The sequence below is a fragment of the Streptomyces sp. NPDC050806 genome, from assembly GCF_055586425.1.
Genome location: NZ_JBVJIF010000003.1, coordinates 294,355 through 311,549, shown reverse-complemented (window position 1 = coordinate 311,549; position 17,195 = coordinate 294,355). Strand labels below are relative to the sequence as shown.

The 17,195-nt window shown below is 71.0% G+C and carries 14 protein-coding genes; 13 read left to right on the top strand and 1 reads right to left on the bottom strand.

What is annotated here, in order from left to right; all coding sequences use genetic code 11:
- The first annotated feature begins 59 nt into the window (after positions 1-59).
- The 9 genes from ftsW (at position 60) to ACZ6WH_RS10670 (ending at position 8,575) form a co-directional block, all read left to right on the top strand.
- Entirely contained in the window at positions 60-1,352 is a 1,293-nt protein-coding gene (gene ftsW, locus ACZ6WH_RS10710) for a putative lipid II flippase FtsW (protein WP_399708110.1), read from the top strand.
- Positions 1,353-1,358: 6 nt separating this feature from the next.
- The gene (gene murG / locus ACZ6WH_RS10705) at positions 1,359-2,450 is read left to right on the top strand and encodes an undecaprenyldiphospho-muramoylpentapeptide beta-N-acetylglucosaminyltransferase (protein ID WP_361560684.1); all 1,092 of its coding nucleotides are present in this window, start codon (positions 1,359-1,361) and stop codon (positions 2,448-2,450) included.
- A 27-nt stretch (positions 2,451-2,477) separates the two neighbouring features.
- Positions 2,478-3,326 carry a cell division protein FtsQ/DivIB gene (locus ACZ6WH_RS10700; RefSeq protein ID WP_469727531.1) on the top strand — a complete coding sequence of 283 codons (849 nt, stop codon included), beginning with the start codon at positions 2,478-2,480 and terminating at the stop codon, positions 3,324-3,326.
- A 275-nt stretch (positions 3,327-3,601) separates the two neighbouring features.
- On the top strand, positions 3,602-4,822 hold the full coding sequence (gene ftsZ, locus ACZ6WH_RS10695) for a cell division protein FtsZ (protein ID WP_399708104.1): 1,221 nt from the start codon (positions 3,602-3,604) through the stop codon (positions 4,820-4,822).
- A 14-nt stretch (positions 4,823-4,836) separates the two neighbouring features.
- The gene (pgeF, locus tag ACZ6WH_RS10690; RefSeq protein WP_469727529.1) at positions 4,837-5,586 is read left to right on the top strand and encodes a peptidoglycan editing factor PgeF; all 750 of its coding nucleotides are present in this window, start codon (positions 4,837-4,839) and stop codon (positions 5,584-5,586) included.
- A gap of 3 nt (positions 5,587-5,589) precedes the next feature.
- Positions 5,590-6,309 carry a YggS family pyridoxal phosphate-dependent enzyme gene (locus tag ACZ6WH_RS10685; protein ID WP_469727528.1) on the top strand — a complete coding sequence of 240 codons (720 nt, stop codon included), beginning with the start codon at positions 5,590-5,592 and terminating at the stop codon, positions 6,307-6,309.
- A 124-nt stretch (positions 6,310-6,433) separates the two neighbouring features.
- Positions 6,434-7,054, top strand: a complete 621-nt coding sequence (locus ACZ6WH_RS10680; protein ID WP_432853124.1) for a cell division protein SepF — start codon at positions 6,434-6,436, stop codon at positions 7,052-7,054.
- Positions 7,055-7,116: 62 nt separating this feature from the next.
- Positions 7,117-7,413 carry a YggT family protein gene (locus tag ACZ6WH_RS10675; RefSeq protein ID WP_052865840.1) on the top strand — a complete coding sequence of 99 codons (297 nt, stop codon included), beginning with the start codon at positions 7,117-7,119 and terminating at the stop codon, positions 7,411-7,413.
- Positions 7,414-7,462: 49 nt separating this feature from the next.
- Positions 7,463-8,575 carry a DivIVA domain-containing protein gene (locus ACZ6WH_RS10670; protein ID WP_469727526.1) on the top strand — a complete coding sequence of 371 codons (1,113 nt, stop codon included), beginning with the start codon at positions 7,463-7,465 and terminating at the stop codon, positions 8,573-8,575.
- Positions 8,576-8,953: 378 nt separating this feature from the next.
- Here ACZ6WH_RS10670 and ileS read toward each other — a convergent pair whose 3' ends face one another.
- Positions 8,954-12,091, bottom strand: a complete 3,138-nt coding sequence (gene ileS / locus ACZ6WH_RS10665) for an isoleucine--tRNA ligase (RefSeq protein WP_469727525.1) — start codon at positions 12,089-12,091, stop codon at positions 8,954-8,956.
- Positions 12,092-12,695: 604 nt separating this feature from the next.
- On the opposite strand from ileS, the gene ACZ6WH_RS10660 reads away from it, so the two are divergent.
- The 4 genes from ACZ6WH_RS10660 (at position 12,696) to ACZ6WH_RS10645 (ending at position 17,192) form a co-directional block, all read left to right on the top strand.
- Entirely contained in the window at positions 12,696-13,670 is a 975-nt protein-coding gene (locus ACZ6WH_RS10660) for a TraR/DksA family transcriptional regulator (RefSeq protein WP_469727523.1), read from the top strand.
- Between the two features lie 147 nt (positions 13,671-13,817).
- Entirely contained in the window at positions 13,818-14,420 is a 603-nt protein-coding gene (gene lspA / locus ACZ6WH_RS10655; protein ID WP_469727522.1) for a signal peptidase II, read from the top strand.
- Between the two features lie 123 nt (positions 14,421-14,543).
- The gene (locus ACZ6WH_RS10650; protein WP_399708090.1) at positions 14,544-15,485 is read left to right on the top strand and encodes an RluA family pseudouridine synthase; all 942 of its coding nucleotides are present in this window, start codon (positions 14,544-14,546) and stop codon (positions 15,483-15,485) included.
- A 132-nt stretch (positions 15,486-15,617) separates the two neighbouring features.
- The gene (locus ACZ6WH_RS10645; protein WP_469727999.1) at positions 15,618-17,192 is read left to right on the top strand and encodes a Na+/H+ antiporter; all 1,575 of its coding nucleotides are present in this window, start codon (positions 15,618-15,620) and stop codon (positions 17,190-17,192) included.
- The last annotated feature ends 3 nt before the right edge of the window (positions 17,193-17,195 follow it).

The following is a 17,195-nucleotide window of genomic DNA, read 5'->3' as shown; positions in this document are numbered from 1 at the left end:
CGGGCGTCCCCGCCCGCGTCGTGGACGCGCGGCGCTGCGCAACTGTGGAGGGGACGAGGATGACGGCCCTACCGGGCAAGCCGAGGCCCGTCGGTCCGGCCGGGCCGCCGGCCTTCTACACGCGCCTGAAGCGGGCCTGGGACCGGCCGCTGACGGCGTACTACATCGTCCTCGGCGGCAGTCTGCTGATCACGGTGCTCGGCCTGGTCATGGTCTACTCCGCCTCGCAGATCAAGGCTCTGCAGTCCGGGCTCGCCCCGGCCTACTTCTTCCGTAAGCAGCTGCTGGCGGCGGTGCTGGGCGGCGGGCTGATGGTGGTGGCGACCAAGCTGCCCGTCCGCGCGCACCGGGCCCTGGCGTACCCGCTGCTGGCCGGCTCCGTGTTCCTGATGTGCCTGGTCCAGGTGCCGGGGATAGGCGTTGCGGTCAACGGCAACCAGAACTGGATCTCGCTGGGCGGCCCCTTCCAGCTGCAGCCCAGCGAGTTCGGCAAGCTGGCCCTGGTCCTGTGGGGCGCCGACCTGCTCGCCCGCAAGCAGGAGCGGCGGCTGCTGACGCAGTGGAAGCATCTGCTCGTCCCGCTGATTCCGGCCGCCTTCCTGCTGCTCGGGCTCATCATGCTCGGCGGCGACATGGGCACCGCGATCATTCTCACGGCCATTCTTTTCGGCCTGCTGTGGCTGGCGGGGGCGCCCACCCGGCTTTTCGTCGGCGTGCTGGCGGCGGCCGGCGCCATCGGGGCGCTGCTCATCAAGACCAGCGCCAACCGGATGTCCCGGCTCGCGTGCATCGGCGCGACCGACCCGGGCCCCGGCGACCAGTGCTGGCAGGCCGTGCACGGGATATACGCTCTCGCGTCCGGCGGATTCTTCGGATCCGGTCTCGGCGCGAGTATGGAAAAATGGGGTGAACTCCCTGAACCGCACACCGACTTCATCTTCGCCATCACCGGGGAGGAACTGGGACTGGCGGGGACGCTGTCGGTGCTCGCCCTGTTCGCGGCTCTAGGCTATGCGGGTATCCGCGTGGCCGGACGCACGGAGGACCCCTTCGTACGGTACGCCGCGGGTGGCGTGACCACCTGGATCACGGCCCAGGCCGTGGTCAACATCGGTGCGGTGCTCGGCCTGCTGCCGATCGCCGGTGTCCCGCTCCCGCTGTTCTCCTACGGAGGCTCCGCCCTGCTGCCGACAATGTTCGCCGTCGGACTTCTGATCGCCTTCGCGCGTGACGAGCCCGCGGCGCGGGCGGCGCTGGCCATGCGGCAGCCAGTATTCGCGAGAATGCCGGCTGGGGTGAGACGGAAGACGATGAGACGGCGCGTCAAGAAGCGGCCGTCCGGAGAGCGGTGAATTTCGGTGCATGTCGTACTCGCCGGTGGGGGGACCGCCGGCCACATCGAGCCCGCGCTCGCCCTCGCGGACGCCCTGCGGAGGCAGGACCCGACCGTGGGGATCACGGCACTGGGCACGGAGCGCGGACTTGAGACCCGGCTGGTACCGGAACGCGGTTACGAACTGGGGCTGATCCCGGCCGTTCCGCTGCCGCGCAAGCCCACCCCCGAGCTGATCACCGTCCCCGGGCGGCTGCGCGGCACGATCAAGGCCGCCGAGCAGATCCTGGAGCGCACGAAGGCGGACTGCGTCGTCGGCTTCGGCGGTTACGTGGCGCTGCCCGGCTACCTGGCCGCCAAGCGGCTCGGCGTGCCGATCGTCGTGCACGAGGCCAATGCACGGCCGGGCCTGGCCAACAAGATCGGCTCGCGGTACGCCAAGTTCGTCGCCGTCAGCACCCCGGAGAGCAAGCTGCGGGACGCCCGTTACGTCGGCATCCCGCTGCGCCGCACGATCGCGACGCTGGACCGGGCCGCGGTCCGCCCCGAGGCGCGTGCCGCCTTCGGCCTGGACCCGAACCTCCCCACGCTGCTGGTCTCCGGCGGCTCGCAGGGCGCCCGCCGGCTGAACGAGGTCATCCAGGCCGCGGTGCCGGCCTTCCAGCGCGCCGGCATCCAGGTGCTGCACGCGGTCGGCCCGAAGAACGAACTGCCGCAGGTCGACAACATGCCCGGGATGCCGCCGTACGTCCCGGTACCGTACGTGGACCGGATGGACCTCGCGTACGCCGCTGCCGACATGATGCTCTGCCGCGCGGGCGCGATGACCGTCGCCGAGCTGTCCGCCGTCGGGCTGCCCGCCGCGTACGTCCCGCTGCCCATCGGCAACGGCGAGCAGCGGCTGAACGCCCAGCCGGTGGTCAACGCCGGCGGCGGCCTGCTGGTCGACGACGCGCAGCTGTCCCCCGAGTGGGTGCAGGGCAACGTCCTGCCGGTGCTCTCGGACCCGCACCGGCTGTACGAGATGTCCCGCGCGGCCGCCGAATTCGGCCGCAGAGACGCCGACGAACTGCTCGTCGGCATGGTCTACGAAGCGATCGCCTCCCGCCGCGGCTGAGGCGGCCTGAAGGAGTGGGAGCGCAGCGTGGCCGGACCGACTACCGCCCGTCGTGGTGAGCAGCACCGAGCGCCGGCCGGCCCGCGCGACTACTCGGAAGAGGCGGACGAGCGGCACGGCTCCCGGTTCCGGCGGCTGCGGCTGCCGCGGCCGGGGGCGGGCCGCTCCGGCCGCCCCCGCCGCCGCACCCTCATCGCGGGCACGGTCCTCATAGCGCTGCTGGGCGGCTTCGGTACCTGGGCGCTGTACGGCTCGGACTGGCTCCGGGCCGAGCACGTGCAGGTGCACGGGACCGACGTCCTGACGGAGCGTGAGGTGCGGGCCGCGGCCGAGGTGCCCCTGGGCGCGCCCCTCGCCTCCGTGGACACGGACGGCATCCACGCCCGGCTGGCGGACCGGCTCGGCCGTATCAAGTCGGTCGATGTGGCGCGCTCCTGGCCGGACACGGTCTCCCTGACCGTGACGGAACGGCAGCCCGTCCTCCTCGTCCAAAAGGGCGGAAAGTTCATTGAAGTGGACGACCGAGGCGTACGGTTCGCCACGGTCGGTACCGCGCCCCGCGAGGTACCCCGGCTGGAAATGGACGCGGCGGATTCGCCGAGCCTGCGCCGTTTCGGTATCCCTGCACTGAACCGCGCGGCGGTGAAGGTCGCCACCGCGCTTCCCGATACCGTCAGCAAGGACGTGCGCGTCATCCGCGTACGTTCGTACGACTCGATCACCCTGGAGCTGACCGGCGGACGCCGGGTCGAGTGGGGCAGCGAGGAACACGGCACAGAAAAGGCCAAGGTACTCGGCGCGCTGCTGAAAGCGGCGCGTGATGCGCGCCACTTCGATGTGAGCGTCCCCAGTGCGCCCGCCGCGTCCGGTAGTTGACGTACGTACGCGCAGGCCAGCACCCTGGATGGCTACCACTACGGGTGATCACATAGGGTGAAAAGAAAAACGGGAGGTTCGGCGTGTTCGTTGAACGTGCGCCGCTTGTCGACTTAGTGTCTCGTTCCAAAGAACCCAGGGAACACAGGCACTGGTAACCCTAAACTTCAACGTTAGGGTTCGGGTCGGCAATACGGACCGTCCCATCGGCATCAGTCGTTGCCCGCCGCACAAGTGAGGCACCGACACGTAACTCGAGGCGAGAGGCCTTCGACGTGGCAGCACCGCAGAACTACCTCGCAGTCATCAAGGTCGTCGGCATCGGCGGCGGTGGCGTGAACGCCATCAACCGGATGATCGAGGTCGGGCTCAAGGGCGTCGAGTTCATCGCGATCAACACCGATGCGCAGGCGTTGCTGATGAGCGACGCCGACGTCAAGCTCGACGTCGGCCGTGAGATGACGCGTGGCCTCGGCGCCGGCGCCAACCCGGACGTGGGCCGCAAGGCGGCCGAGGATCACCGCGAGGAGATCGAGGAGGTCCTCAAGGGGGCCGACATGGTCTTCGTGACCGCGGGCGAGGGCGGCGGCACCGGCACGGGCGGCGCGCCCGTGGTCGCCAACATCGCGCGCTCCCTGGGCGCCCTGACGATCGGTGTGGTCACCCGGCCGTTCACCTTCGAGGGCCGCCGTCGCGCCAACCAGGCCGAGGACGGCATCGCGCAGCTGCGCGAAGAGGTCGACACGCTCATCGTCATCCCGAACGACCGACTGCTGTCCATCTCGGACCGCCAGGTGAGCGTTCTTGACGCGTTCAAGTCCGCCGACCAGGTACTGCTGTCCGGTGTCCAGGGCATCACCGACCTGATCACCACCCCGGGCCTGATCAACCTCGACTTCGCCGACGTGAAGTCCGTGATGTCCGAGGCCGGCTCGGCCCTCATGGGCATCGGCTCCGCGCGCGGCGACGATCGTGCGGTGGCCGCGGCCGAGATGGCGATCTCCTCGCCGCTGCTGGAGGCGTCCATCGACGGCGCCCGCGGCGTACTGCTGTCCATCTCCGGCGGCTCCGACCTCGGCCTCTTCGAGATCAACGAGGCGGCCCAGCTGGTCAGCGAGGCGGCACACCCGGAAGCCAACATCATCTTCGGCGCGGTCATCGACGACGCGCTGGGCGACGAGGTCCGCGTGACGGTCATCGCCGCGGGCTTCGACGGCGGTCAGCCGCCGGCCCGCCGCGAGAACGTGATCAGCTCCTCCTCCGGCAAGCGCGAGGAGCCGGCAGCGCCGGCGAGCCGTCCGGCCGCGCCCCCGGAGCCCCGACCGGCCTTCGGCGGTCTCGGCTCCGTCCCGGTGCGCGACGAGGAGCCGGCCCCGGCCGAGCCCGCGCCGGTCAGCGAGGCCCCGGCGCCCCCGGTCACCCCGCAGGTCCCCCCGGCCCGTCCGTACACGGACACCACGGCCGAGGAGCTGGACGTCCCGGACTTCCTGAAGTAGCCGAAGACCCAGCAGTGATAGGACAGCAGCACTCTGTGCTGACGGACGACGCGAGCGGCGCGCACTTCGCCTTCACCGACCGGTGGGGCGGGGTGAGCGCCGCTCCGTATGCCGAGCTCAACCTCGGCGGCGCCGTGGGCGACGACCCGCAGGCGGTACGGACCAATCGTGAGCTGGCGGCGAAGGCCCTGGGGCTGGATCCGGCCGATGTGGTCTGGATGAACCAGGTGCACGGGCGCGACGTGGCAGTCGTGGACGGACCGTGGCGGGACGGGGCCGACGTGCCCTGTGTGGACGCGGTCGTGACCGCCCGCCGGGGCCTCGCCCTCGCGGTCCTCACCGCCGACTGCACCCCCGTCCTCCTCGCCGACCCGGTCGCCGGGGTGGTGGGAGCCGCGCACGCCGGGCGGCCGGGGCTGGTCGCCGGCGTCGTTCCGGCCACCGTCGAGGCGATGACCGCTCTGGGCGCCGATCCCGCGCGGATCACCGCCCGTACCGGCCCCGCGGTCTGCGGCGGTTGCTACGAAGTGCCCGAGGCGATGCGCGCCGACGTGGCCGCCGTGGTTCCCGAGGCGTACGCGACCACCACGTGGGGGACCCCTGCGGTCGACGTGGGGGCCGGGGTGGCCGCCCAACTCGCCCGGTGCGGTGTGCGGATGCGTGAACATTCCCACATCTGCACGCTGGAGTCGGCGGATCATTTCTCCTATCGGCGCGACCGCACGACGGGGCGGCTCGCGAGCTATGTATGGCTGGACGGCTGAGCTGTGACGGACCGTAGAACGGAACTGGCCGAGAACCTGGCCCGGGTGGAGGACCGTATCTCCGCCGCTTGTGCCGAAGCCGGTCGTAATCGTGACGATGTCACCCTGATTGTGGTCACAAAGACATACCCGGCCAACGATGTCCGTATCCTTTCGGAATTGGGCATCCGGCACGTAGCGGAGAACCGGGACCAGGACGCTGCGCCCAAGGCGGAGGCCTGCTCCGATTTGCCCCTTACTTGGCATTTCGTCGGTCAATTGCAGACAAATAAGGTCCGGTCCGTAACTGGTTATGCGGATATCGTGCAGTCCGTGGACCGGGCCAAGCTCGTCACCGCGCTCTCCAAGGAAGCGGTGCGCTCCGGACGCGAGCTGGAGTGCCTGATCCAGGTGGCGCTCGACGCCGAGTCGGACGCGCGCGGCGACCGTGGCGGCGTGGGCCCGGGCGGGGTCGCGGCGCTGGCCGACGCGGTGGCGGCGGCCGAGGGGCTGCGGCTGGGGGGCCTGATGACGGTCGCCCCGCTGGCCGGGCCGTTCGCGGGCCGCCAACGTGCGGCTTTCGACCGGCTGATGGAAATCTCATCCGGCCTGCGCGCGAGTCATCCTGCTGCGAAAATGGTCTCAGCGGGAATGAGTTCGGATCTCGAGGACGCGGTGGCCGCCGGTGCGACACATGTACGCGTCGGCACTGCGGTACTCGGAGTCCGACCACGGCTCGGGTAACGTCGCGAAGCAAGTCGGACCACAGCACAAAATATGGTCATTACCGTCAAAAGACGGGCAGGCCGAGTGGATCCAAGGCGACCGGTGACGGAGCCGATCCACCACAGAGCGGAGGACGCAGAGAATGGCCGGCGCGATGCGCAAGATGGCGGTCTACCTCGGCCTCGTGGAGGACGATGGGTACGACGGCCGGGGCTTCGACCCCGACGACGACTTCGAGCCCGAACTCGACCCGGAGCCCGAGCCGGAGAGGCGGCAGCAGCACCAGCCGCCCACCGAGGCACGCCCCGAACGGGACGAACCGGTACGAGTCGTCCAGCCACCGGCGCAGCGCGAGTCCCCGCCGCCGGCCACGGAAAACGGACGACCCGCCCGAATCGCCCCCGTGGCGTCCATCACACCCGAACGCCCAAATCTGGAGAAGAACGCACCGGTGATCATGCCCAAGGTTGTGTCCGAGCGGGAGCCCTACCGCATCACTACGCTGCACCCGCGGACCTACAACGAGGCCCGTACCATCGGGGAACACTTCCGTGAGGGCACTCCGGTGATCATGAATCTCACGGAGATGGACGACACGGACGCGAAGCGACTTGTCGACTTTGCGGCCGGGTTGGTGTTTGGTTTGCACGGCAGCATCGAGCGGGTGACACAGAAGGTGTTCCTGCTGTCTCCTGCTAACGTCGATGTCACGGCGGAGGACAAGGCCCGTATCGCAGAGGGCGGGTTCTTCAACCAGAGCTGAGACGCAACACCGGGCACACCGGTCCGTAGGGCCACACAAGCAAGGGGAGAGGGAAGCGCGAGATGGGCATCGCACTGCAGGTGATCTATATCGCGCTGTACTGCTTCCTCATTGTGCTGATCTTCCGGCTGGTGATGGACTATGTCTTCCAGTTCGCCCGTTCATGGCAACCCGGCAAGGCGATGGTGGTCGTACTGGAGGCCACTTACACTGTCACTGATCCGCCACTCAAGCTTCTGCGGCGTGTCATACCGCCGCTGCGTCTCGGGGGCGTGGCGCTCGATCTGTCCTTCTTCGTACTGATGATCATCGTCTACATCCTGATCACCGTCGTGAGCAACGTCGTGAGCAAGTTGTGAACGATACGGTCTTGCCGATTGCCGACGACTACGTTGAGGTGAAGAAGAGATGCCGTTGACCCCCGAGGACGTGCGGAACAAGCAGTTCACGACCGTCCGCCTCCGAGAAGGCTATGACGAGGACGAGGTCGATGCCTTCCTCGATGAGGTCGAAGCAGAACTGACCCGTCTGCTCCGGGAGAACGAGGACCTGCGCGCCAAGCTGGCCGCGGCGACCCGTGCTGCCGCGCAGAACCAGCAGCAGCAGGGCATGCGCAAGCAGCAGCAGGAACAGGACGGCCCGCCGCAGCAGCAGCGACCCGGTGCCCCTGTGCCCGCCGCCATATCCGGTCCGCAGCCGGTCCCGCCCGGCCAGCAGCAGGGGATGGGTGGACCTCCCCAGCTGCCCGGCGGTGCACCTCAGCTGCCCGCAGGTCCCGGTGGCCACGGCCCCGGTCCGCAGGGTCCGCACGGCGGTCAGATGGGCCCCGGCGGTCCCATGGGTGGCCCGATGGGCGGCCCCGGCGGTGGCCCGCAGCTGCCGCAGCCGGGCCAGGGCGGCCCCGGCGGTGACAGCGCCGCTCGCGTGCTGTCGCTGGCGCAGCAGACCGCCGACCAGGCGATCGCGGAGGCCCGTTCCGAGGCCAACAAGATCGTCGGCGAGGCGCGCAGCCGCGCCGAGGGCCTGGAGCGGGACGCCCGCGCCAAGGCCGACGCGCTGGAGCGGGACGCGCAGGAGAAGCACCGCGTCGCGATGGGCTCCCTGGAGTCCGCCCGCGCCACGCTGGAGCGCAAGGTCGAGGACCTGCGCGGCTTCGAGCGCGAGTACCGCACGCGTCTGAAGTCGTACCTGGAGAGCCAGCTGCGTCAGCTGGAGAACCAGTCCGACGACTCGCTCGCCCCGCCGCGGACCCCGGCTGCCGCTTCGCTGCCGGCGTCCCCGTCGATGGCGTCGGCCGGTGCCGGCTCCATGGGCGGCTCCAGCCACACCATGGGCGGCAACCAGTCCATGGGCGGTCACGGCGGCTCCAACGGCAGCAACGCCCCGTCGTACGGCAGCCAGCAGCAGATGTCGCCGGCCATGACGCAGCCGATGGCGCCGGTGCGTCCGCAGGGTCAGCAGCAGATGCAGCAGGCCCCCTCGCCGATGCGCGGCTTCCTCATCGACGAGGACGACAACTAGGCGCTGTCGCGCCGGGTGGGCGACCCCTCGCGGGTGGCGCGCCGGCGTGACGGATGTCAGCGGCAATCAGGGCCGGGCCCCTGGGGATCTCCCCGGGGGCCCGGCCCTTTTCGCCGTTCGGCGTGGGCCGACGTTTTCGCCTTCGGCGTGGGCCCGATGCTCGCCGTGGGCGGGGCGGTCGACGGCGGGGTGCACCGGCGTGGTGGTTGCTCGCGCCCACGCGGCGGAGCCGCAGATCGACACTCCCCGCGCCCCTTGCGGGGCGCGCCCAATCCACCGCGGTCGACGGCGGGAGAGACAGGTACGCCGAGGCCCCCGGTTCGCTCGAACCGGGGGCCTCGGCATTTCGTACGTACGGGGCCGGGTCGGCCTGTGGGGTTACGCCTTGCGCAGGCGGAACGTCAGGGACAGCGCCTCGTCCGTGAACGGCTCGCCGTACGCCTCGTCCGCGTCGCCCTGCGCGAAGTCCACGGCCAGCACCTCGTCGGAGATCAGGGCCGCGTGGTCGGCCAGGGCCGTACGGACCTCCTCGTCCTCCGACCGCCAGCGCAGCGTGATCCGGTCCGCGACGTCCAGGCCGCTGTTCTTGCGGGCCTCCTGGATCAGGCGGATGGCGTCCCGGGCCAGGCCCGCGCGGCGCAGCTCCGGGGTGATCTCCAGGTCCAGGGCGACCGTGGCGCCGGAGTCGGACGCCACCGACCAGCCCTCGCGCGGGGTTTCCGTGATGATGACCTCGTCCGGCGCCAGGGCGACCGTCTCGCCGTCGACCTCGACCGAGGCCGTGCCCTCGCGGAGGGCCTGCGAGAGGGCGGCGGCGTCCGCGTTCGCGATGGCCTTGGCGACCGCCTGGACGCCCTTGCCGAACCGCTTGCCCAGGGCGCGGAAGTTGGCCTTGGCCGTCGTGTCGACCAGCGAGCCGCCCACCTCGGAGAGCGACGCCAGGGAGCTGACGTTCAGCTCCTCGGTGATCTGCGCGCGCAGGTCGTCGGAGAGCGTCTCGAAGCCGGCCGCGGCGACCAGGGCGCGGGACAGCGGCTGCCGGGTCTTCACGCCGGACTCGGCACGGGTGGCGCGGCCCAGCTCGACCAGCCGGCGGACCAGGACCATCTGCGCGGAGAGCGTCGGGTCGATCGCGGAGGCGTCCGCCACCGGCCAGGACGAGAGGTGCACGGAGTCCGGCGCGTCCGGGGTGACCGGCACGACCAGGTCCTGCCAGACCCGCTCGGTGATGAACGGGGTGAGCGGCGCCATCAGGCGGGTGACCGTCTCGACGACCTCGTGCAGGGTGCGCAGCGCGGCCGCGTCGCCCTGCCAGAAGCGGCGGCGCGAGCGGCGCACGTACCAGTTGGAGAGGTCGTCGACGAAGGCGGACAGCAGCTTGCCGGCGCGCTGGGTGTCGTACGCCTCCAGCGCCTCCGTGACGCCTTCGACCAGCGAGTTCAGCTCGCCGAGCAGCCAGCGGTCCAGGATCGGGCGGTCACCGGGGGCCGGGTCGGACGCGGTGGGCGCCCAGCCGGTCGTACGGGCGTACAGCGCCTGGAAGGCGACGGTGTTCCAGTACGTCAGGAGCGTCTTGCGGACGACCTCCTGGATCGTGCCGTGACCGACCCGGCGCGCGGCCCACGGGGAGCCGCCGGCGGCCATGAACCACCGGACCGCGTCCGCGCCGTGCTGGTCCATCAGCGGGATCGGCTGGAGGATGTTGCCCAGGTGCTTGGACATCTTCCGGCCGTCCTCGGCCAGGATGTGGCCCAGGCAGACGACGTTCTCGTAGGACGACTTGTCGAAGACGAGCGTGCCGACGGCCATCAGCGTGTAGAACCAGCCGCGGGTCTGGTCGATGGCCTCGGAGATGAACTGCGCCGGGTACCGCTTCTCGAAGATCTCCTTGTTGCGGTACGGGTAGCCCCACTGCGCGAAGGGCATCGAACCCGAGTCGTACCAGGCGTCGATGACCTCGGGGACGCGCGTCGCGGTGCCCCGGCACTCGGGGCAGGCGAAGGTCACGTCATCGATGTACGGGCGGTGCGGGTCCAGGCCCGTCTGGTCGGTGCCGGTCAGCTCCGACAGCTCGGCGAGCGAGCCGACGACGGTGAGGTGGTCCTCCTCGCAGCGCCAGATGGGCAGCGGCGTGCCCCAGTAGCGGTTCCGGGAGAGCGCCCAGTCGATGTTGTTGTTCAGCCAGTCCCCGAACCGGCCGTGCTTGACCGACTCCGGGTACCAGTTGGTCTTCTCGTTCTCCCGCAGCAGGGCGTCCTTGACCGCGGTCGTGCGGATGTACCAGGACGGCTGGGCGTAGTACAGCAGCGCGGTGTGGCAGCGCCAGCAGTGCGGGTAGCTGTGCTCGTAGGCGACGTGGCGGAAGAGCAGGCCGCGCGCGTCGAGGTCGGCGACCAGCGCCTCGTCGGCCTTCTTGAAGAACTGCCCGCCGACCAGGGCGAGGTCCTCCTCGAAGGTGCCGTCGGGACGGACCGGGTTGACCACCGGGAGGCCGTAGCCCTTGCAGGTCTTGAGGTCGTCCTCACCGAAGGCGGGCGCCTGGTGGACCAGGCCCGTGCCGTCCTCGGTGGTGACGTACTCGGCGTTGACGACGAAGTTGGCGCCTTCGAGCTCGACCAGGCCGAACGGGCGCTCGTACGCCCAGCGCTCCATCTCGCGGCCGGTGAAGGTCTGCCCCGTGGTCGTCCAGTCCTCGCCCAGCGCCTTCTCGACGAGCTGCTCGGCGACGAGCAGCTTCTCGTTGCCGTCGGTGGCGACGACGTAGGTGACGTCGGGGTGCGCGGCGACCGCGGTGTTGGAGACCAGCGTCCACGGCGTGGTCGTCCAGATCAGCAGTGCCGCCTCGCCGGCCAGCGGGCCGGAGGTGAGGGGCAGGCGGACGTAGACCGAGGGGTCGACGACCGTCTCGTACCCCTGGGCCAGCTCGTGGTCCGAGAGGCCGGTGCCGCAGCGGGGGCACCAGGGGGCGACGCGGTGGTCCTGGACCAGCAGGCCCTTGTTGAAGATTTCCTTCAGCGACCACCACACCGACTCGATGTACTCGGGGTTCATCGTGCGGTACGCGTCGTCGAGGTCGACCCAGTAGCCCATCCGGGTGGTCAGCTCGGCGAAGGCGTCGGTGTGGCGGGTCACCGACTCACGGCACTTGGCGTTGAACTCGGCGATGCCGTACGCCTCGATGTCCTTCTTGCCGTTGAAGCCCAGCTCCTTCTCCACGGCGAGCTCCACGGGCAGGCCGTGGCAGTCCCAGCCGGCCTTCCGGCCGACGTGGTAGCCCTGCATGGTGCGGAAGCGCGGGAAGACGTCCTTGAAGACGCGGGCCTCGATGTGGTGGGCGCCCGGCATGCCGTTCGCCGTGGGCGGGCCCTCGTAGAACACCCACTCCGGGCGCCCCTCGGACTGGTCGAGGGTGCGCGCGAAGACCTTCTGCTCCTGCCAGAAGTCGAGCACGGCGTGCTCAAGGGCTGGCAGGTCCACCTGCGCGGGCACCTGGTTGTACTGGGGTGTGGAACTCATCGGGGGCTTCCTCCGGCGGACACCGCTTGCGTTCTCCGACCGGAGGGACGAGAGCCGGCTGCTCCCGCGGTACCACCCTCCTTGGCCGAGGCGGAACTCCTCGGCCCCCTCATTGGGGTCGCGATGCCGGGTCTACTGGCGCCCAGGGGACCTGGGGCGTTCTTCCGGCGGCTCCGGGGTGATCTTCACGTCGCGCACACCCCCGGGCTCCCACCGTCCCCGGGTCGCTCTTGGCTGCGTGCGGCGCTACTCGTCCCATCCACGCTTTTCGCTCAGGCCAGTGTACGGGGCGCCGGCCGCGGCGGCCGACCGCTTTTCGCGCTGCGCCGACCGAGGTACGGGCGCCGGGAAGCTTGACCCGAATGCCGATACGCAACGCGGCGGAATGCGGCAGGCGTACGACGGTGCCGCGACACCCCCTGTCGGGCGTCCGATGACGCCGGATTACGGGCCGGGGGGCGGGGCACAACGGATGCAGACCGGGCTCCCGGGGCGGGAGCCGGACGGTGGAGGGCGGTGCGTCCCGTTGCCGCATGCTGTGAGTCGATTTATCGTTCCGGTCACGATTCGCGAGCATGATCACATACGTGAAGGGATCGCGGCCATGGTGGCGAAAGAGACCGCCGCGCACGACGGCACGGCGGGGACCGGGCGGGGCGTGCCGGACGGCGGTACGTCCGCCGAGGGGGCCGCGGCGGAGCGGACGGCGACCGGTAATCCGCCGGCCGGTGAGGGCGCGGCGGCGGAGCCGGGTACGGGGCCGCCCGTGAGAGAAACCGGGACGAAGAAGACCGCGACCGGGAACCCTCCGCCGGAGGAGACCGTTTCCGGTGCGGCGCCCGCGAAGCGGACGGCGTCGAAGAAGACAACGGCGAAGAAGACCGCCGCCAAGAAGACGGCGGCGGGGAAGACGACGGCGAAGAAGGCCGCCGCGAAGAAGACCGCGGCGGGACGGACAGCGGCAGCGGAGGCCGCGGCGGAGGGCGCCGCGGCCGACACGTCCGCCGGCACGAGCACGGCCAGGAAGGCTGCACCGCCAGAGGGGGCGGTGCCCGCGAAGAAGACGGGAGCCAAGACGGTGGTGGCGAAGAAGACTCCGGGCGGGGCCCCGGCCGCTGCGCTGGACGACAGCGAGCAGACGGCCGGCGGGACGGCCCTGCCCAAGGCGCGTACCGGCCCGGCGTCCGCCGCCGAGCTGCCCGTACGGCCGGGCGAGGATCCGTGGTCGGAGGCCGAGGCCGAGGAGGCCCGGTCGATGCTGCGGGCGGAGCAGGACCGGCTGCGCAACGAGATCCGGTCCTCCGAGGACGCCATCGCGGGGCTGATGCGGGACTCCAGCGACAGCACGGGCGACGAGGCCGACACCGGTTCGAAGAACATCACCCGTGAGCACGAGATGGCGCTGGCCTCGAACGCCCGCGAGATGCTGCTGCAGACGGAGCGGGCGCTGGAGCGGCTGGACGCCGGCACGTACGGCCTCTGCGAGAACTGCGGCAAGGCGATCGGCAAGGCCCGTATGCAGGCGTTCCCGCGGGCCACGCTCTGTGTGGAGTGCAAGCAGAAGACCGAGCGTCGCTAGCGGCCGGGCCGGGGCACTCGTGCCCCGGCCCCGCGTCCGTACCGCCCCGGGGACCCGTACTCACCTACGGCCGGCCCCCGTGCCGTACCCTCGAACCTCAGCCAGGCGCGGCCTGGCCGGGGAAACGACGGGCCGAGGGACTCACACGTGGCAGAGGCGGAGCGCATCACCGGTACGCCGGATTCCGGGCCGGAGCCCGGGCAGGGGGACGGCGGAGAGACCGAGCGGGGTGCGGCGGAGACGGGCGCCACGGCGACGCCGCGCAAGCGGCGGCGGATCACCGCGCTGCTGGTCGTCGCGCTGATCGTGTACCTGCTGGACCTCGGCAGCAAGCTGCTGGTGGTGGCGAAGCTGGAGCACCACGCGCCGGTCCAGGTGATCGGGACGCTGCTGCAGTTCGAGGTGATCCGCAACCGCGGGGCCGCGTTCAGCATGGGCGAGGCGCTGACGATCTTCCTGACCCTGATCGCCGTCGCGGTGATCGTGGTGATCTTCCGGGTGGCCCGCAAGCTCTACAGCCTGCCCTGGGCGATCGCGCTCGGCCTGCTGCTCGGCGGCGCCTTCGGCAACCTCACCGACCGGCTCTTCCGCTCGCCGGGCGTCTTCCAGGGCGCGGTGGTCGACTTCATCGCCCCGGCGCACTTCGCGGTCTTCAACCTCGCCGACTCCGGGATCGTGTGCGGCGGCATCCTGATCGTGCTGCTCTCCTTCCGCGGCCTGGACCCGGACGGGACGCTCCACAAGGACTGACACCGGGCCCGGCCGCGAGGACCGACTCCTCGGCCACCAGGACCGACGCCGCGGCCGGGCAGGTTTTCCACAGGCGGGGGCGGGGCCGACGGGAGCGCCCTGCGGGACTGCCATACTCGTGGGGTGAGCACGATTCCCGAGATCCGCACCCTGCCCGTACCGGACGGCCTGGAGGGCGAGCGCGTCGACGCCGCGCTGGCCCGGATGTTCGGCTTTTCCCGTACGAAGGCGGCCGAGCTGGCCGCCGCCGGCAAGGTCCGGGTGGACGGGGCCGAGGTGATGAAGTCCGAGCGGGTGCACGGCGGCGCCTGGCTCGAAGTCGAGATGCCGCAGGCCGCGGCGCCGGTGGAGATCGTCGCCGAGCCCGTGGAGGGCATGGAGATCGTCCATGACGACGACGACATCGTCGTGATCATGAAGCCGGTCGGCGTCGCCGCGCACCCCAGCCCCGGATGGAACGGCACGACCGTCATCGGCGGCCTGGCCGCCGCCGGTTACCGCATCTCGACCTCCGGCGCCGCCGAGCGCCAGGGCATCGTGCACCGCTTGGACGTCGGCACCTCGGGCCTGATGGTCGTGGCGAAGTCGGAGCGGGCCTACACCTCCCTGAAGCGGCAGTTCAAGGAGCGCGTCCCCGAGAAGCGGTACAACGCGCTCGTCCAGGGCCACCCGGACCCGCTCAGCGGCACGATCGACGCCCCGATCGGCCGCCACCCGCAGCACGACTACAAGTGGGCGGTCACCGCCGACGGCAAGCCGTCCGTCACGCACTACGACCTGGTCGAGGCGTTCCGCGCGGCCAGCCTGCTGGACATCAAGCTGGAGACGGGGCGTACGCACCAGATCCGGGTGCACATGTCCGCGCACCGCCACCCCTGCGTCGGCGACCTGACCTACGGCGCCGACCCCACCCTCGCCAAGCGCCTGGGCATCTCCCGGCAGTGGCTGCACGCCGTGCGGCTGGGCTTCGAGCACCCCGGGGACGGCCGCTGGGTGGAGTTCGAGAGCGAGTACCCCGAGGACCTGCAGCGGGCCCTGGACCGGGTGCGGGCCGAGAGCGCCTGAGGCCGGCGGCCGGTCGCGGCCGCTCCCCACGGGTCCGTCGACGGGCGTTTCCCGGAGTTCATGGCAGGCTTGATCAGTGATCGACTGATTTCGAAGCTCCGGAGCGTGCCTGCCGTGGACCAGCTGGCCCTGATGTTCGTCCTGCTGCTGGGGGCCGTGCTCATGGTCCCCCTCGGCGACCGGCTGGGACTCCCGTCACCGGTGCTGATGACCCTGGCGGGCGCCGTGCTGGCCCTGCTGCCGTTCGTCCCGAACGTCCAGGTGCCGCCGGAGTTCATCCTCCCGCTGCTGCTGCCGCCCCTGTTGTACGCGGCGGTGCAGCGCACGTCCTGGCGCCAGTTCACCGCCAATATCAGGCCGATCTTCCTGCTCGCGGTGGCGCTGGTCTTCGCGACCACCGCCGCCGTGGCCGCCGTGGCGCACAGCGTCGTCCCCGGGCTGCCGGTGGCCGCCGCCGTGGCGCTCGGCGCGCTGGTGGCCCCGCCGGACCCGGTCGCCGCGACCGCCGTCGCCGGCAAGCTCGGGCTGCCCCGCCGTCTGGTGTCGATCCTGGAGGGCGAGGGCCTCTTCAACGACGTCACCGCGATCGTGCTGTACCACGTGGCGCTGGCCGCCGCGGTCTCCGGCGAGTTCTCCGCACCGTCCGCCGTCGGCCAGCTGCTGCTCTCGGCCGTGGTGGCCATAGCGGTCGGCGTGGTCCTCGGCTGGCTGGCCAACAAGCTGATGGAAGTGGTCGACGACGCGACGCTCCAGGTCGGGCTGACGCTGCTGGTGCCGTTCGTCGCGTACGTGCTCGCCGAGGAGCTGCACGGCTCGGGCGTGCTCGCGGTGCTCACCGCCGCGCTCTTCCTCGCGCACTACGCCGCCGACGCCGACGATGTGATGGGCCGGCTCGCCGGGCACACCTTCTGGGAGGTCGTCGACACCCTCGTCACCGGCGTCGCCTTCGGCCTGATCGGCCTGGAGCTGCACAACATCTTCGGCACCGCGGCCGGCAACTGGCAGCAGCTGCTCGGCGCCTGCGGCGCGGTCATCGGCGTCGTGGTGGGCCTGCGGCTGCTGTGGCTGCTGCCCGCCGCGTGGCTGGCGCAGCGGTGGCACCAGCACCGGATCGCGGAGGAGATCCCCACCAGCTGGCGGGAGACCATCGTCATGTGGTGGTCGGGGATGCGCGGGGTGGCGTCGGTGGCGCTGGCGCTGGCCATCCCGTTCGAGGTCGACGGCGGCGGGCCGTTCCCGGCCCGCGACGAGATCCTCTTCATCGCCTTCGCGGTGGTGCTGGCCACCCTCGTGGTGCAGGGCCTGACGCTGCCCTTCCTGGTCAAGCGGCTGGGGGTGCGGGCCGACACGGACGCCGAGGACGCGCTGGAGCGCGAGCTCGCGGTCCGTGTGGTCAAGGCCTCCAAGCGGCGGCTGAAGGAGATCGTGTCGGAGGAGGAGCTGTCCGACGAGGTCGTCGAGCGGCTGTCCCGGAGCACGTACGAGATGGGCGCCCGCATCTCGCCGGACATCGTGGACGACGAGCGGCGCGAGGGCTACGACAAGCGCATCGCCCGCGTGAAGAAGGTCCATCGCATCCAGAGCGAGCTGCTGTCGGCCGCGCGCCACGAGGTGCTCGCGGCCCGGAGCGAGCCCGGTTCGGACCCGGAGGTCGTCGACCGGGTGCTGCGCCATCTCGACGTCCGCAGCCTGCGCACGCCTTCCTGAGCG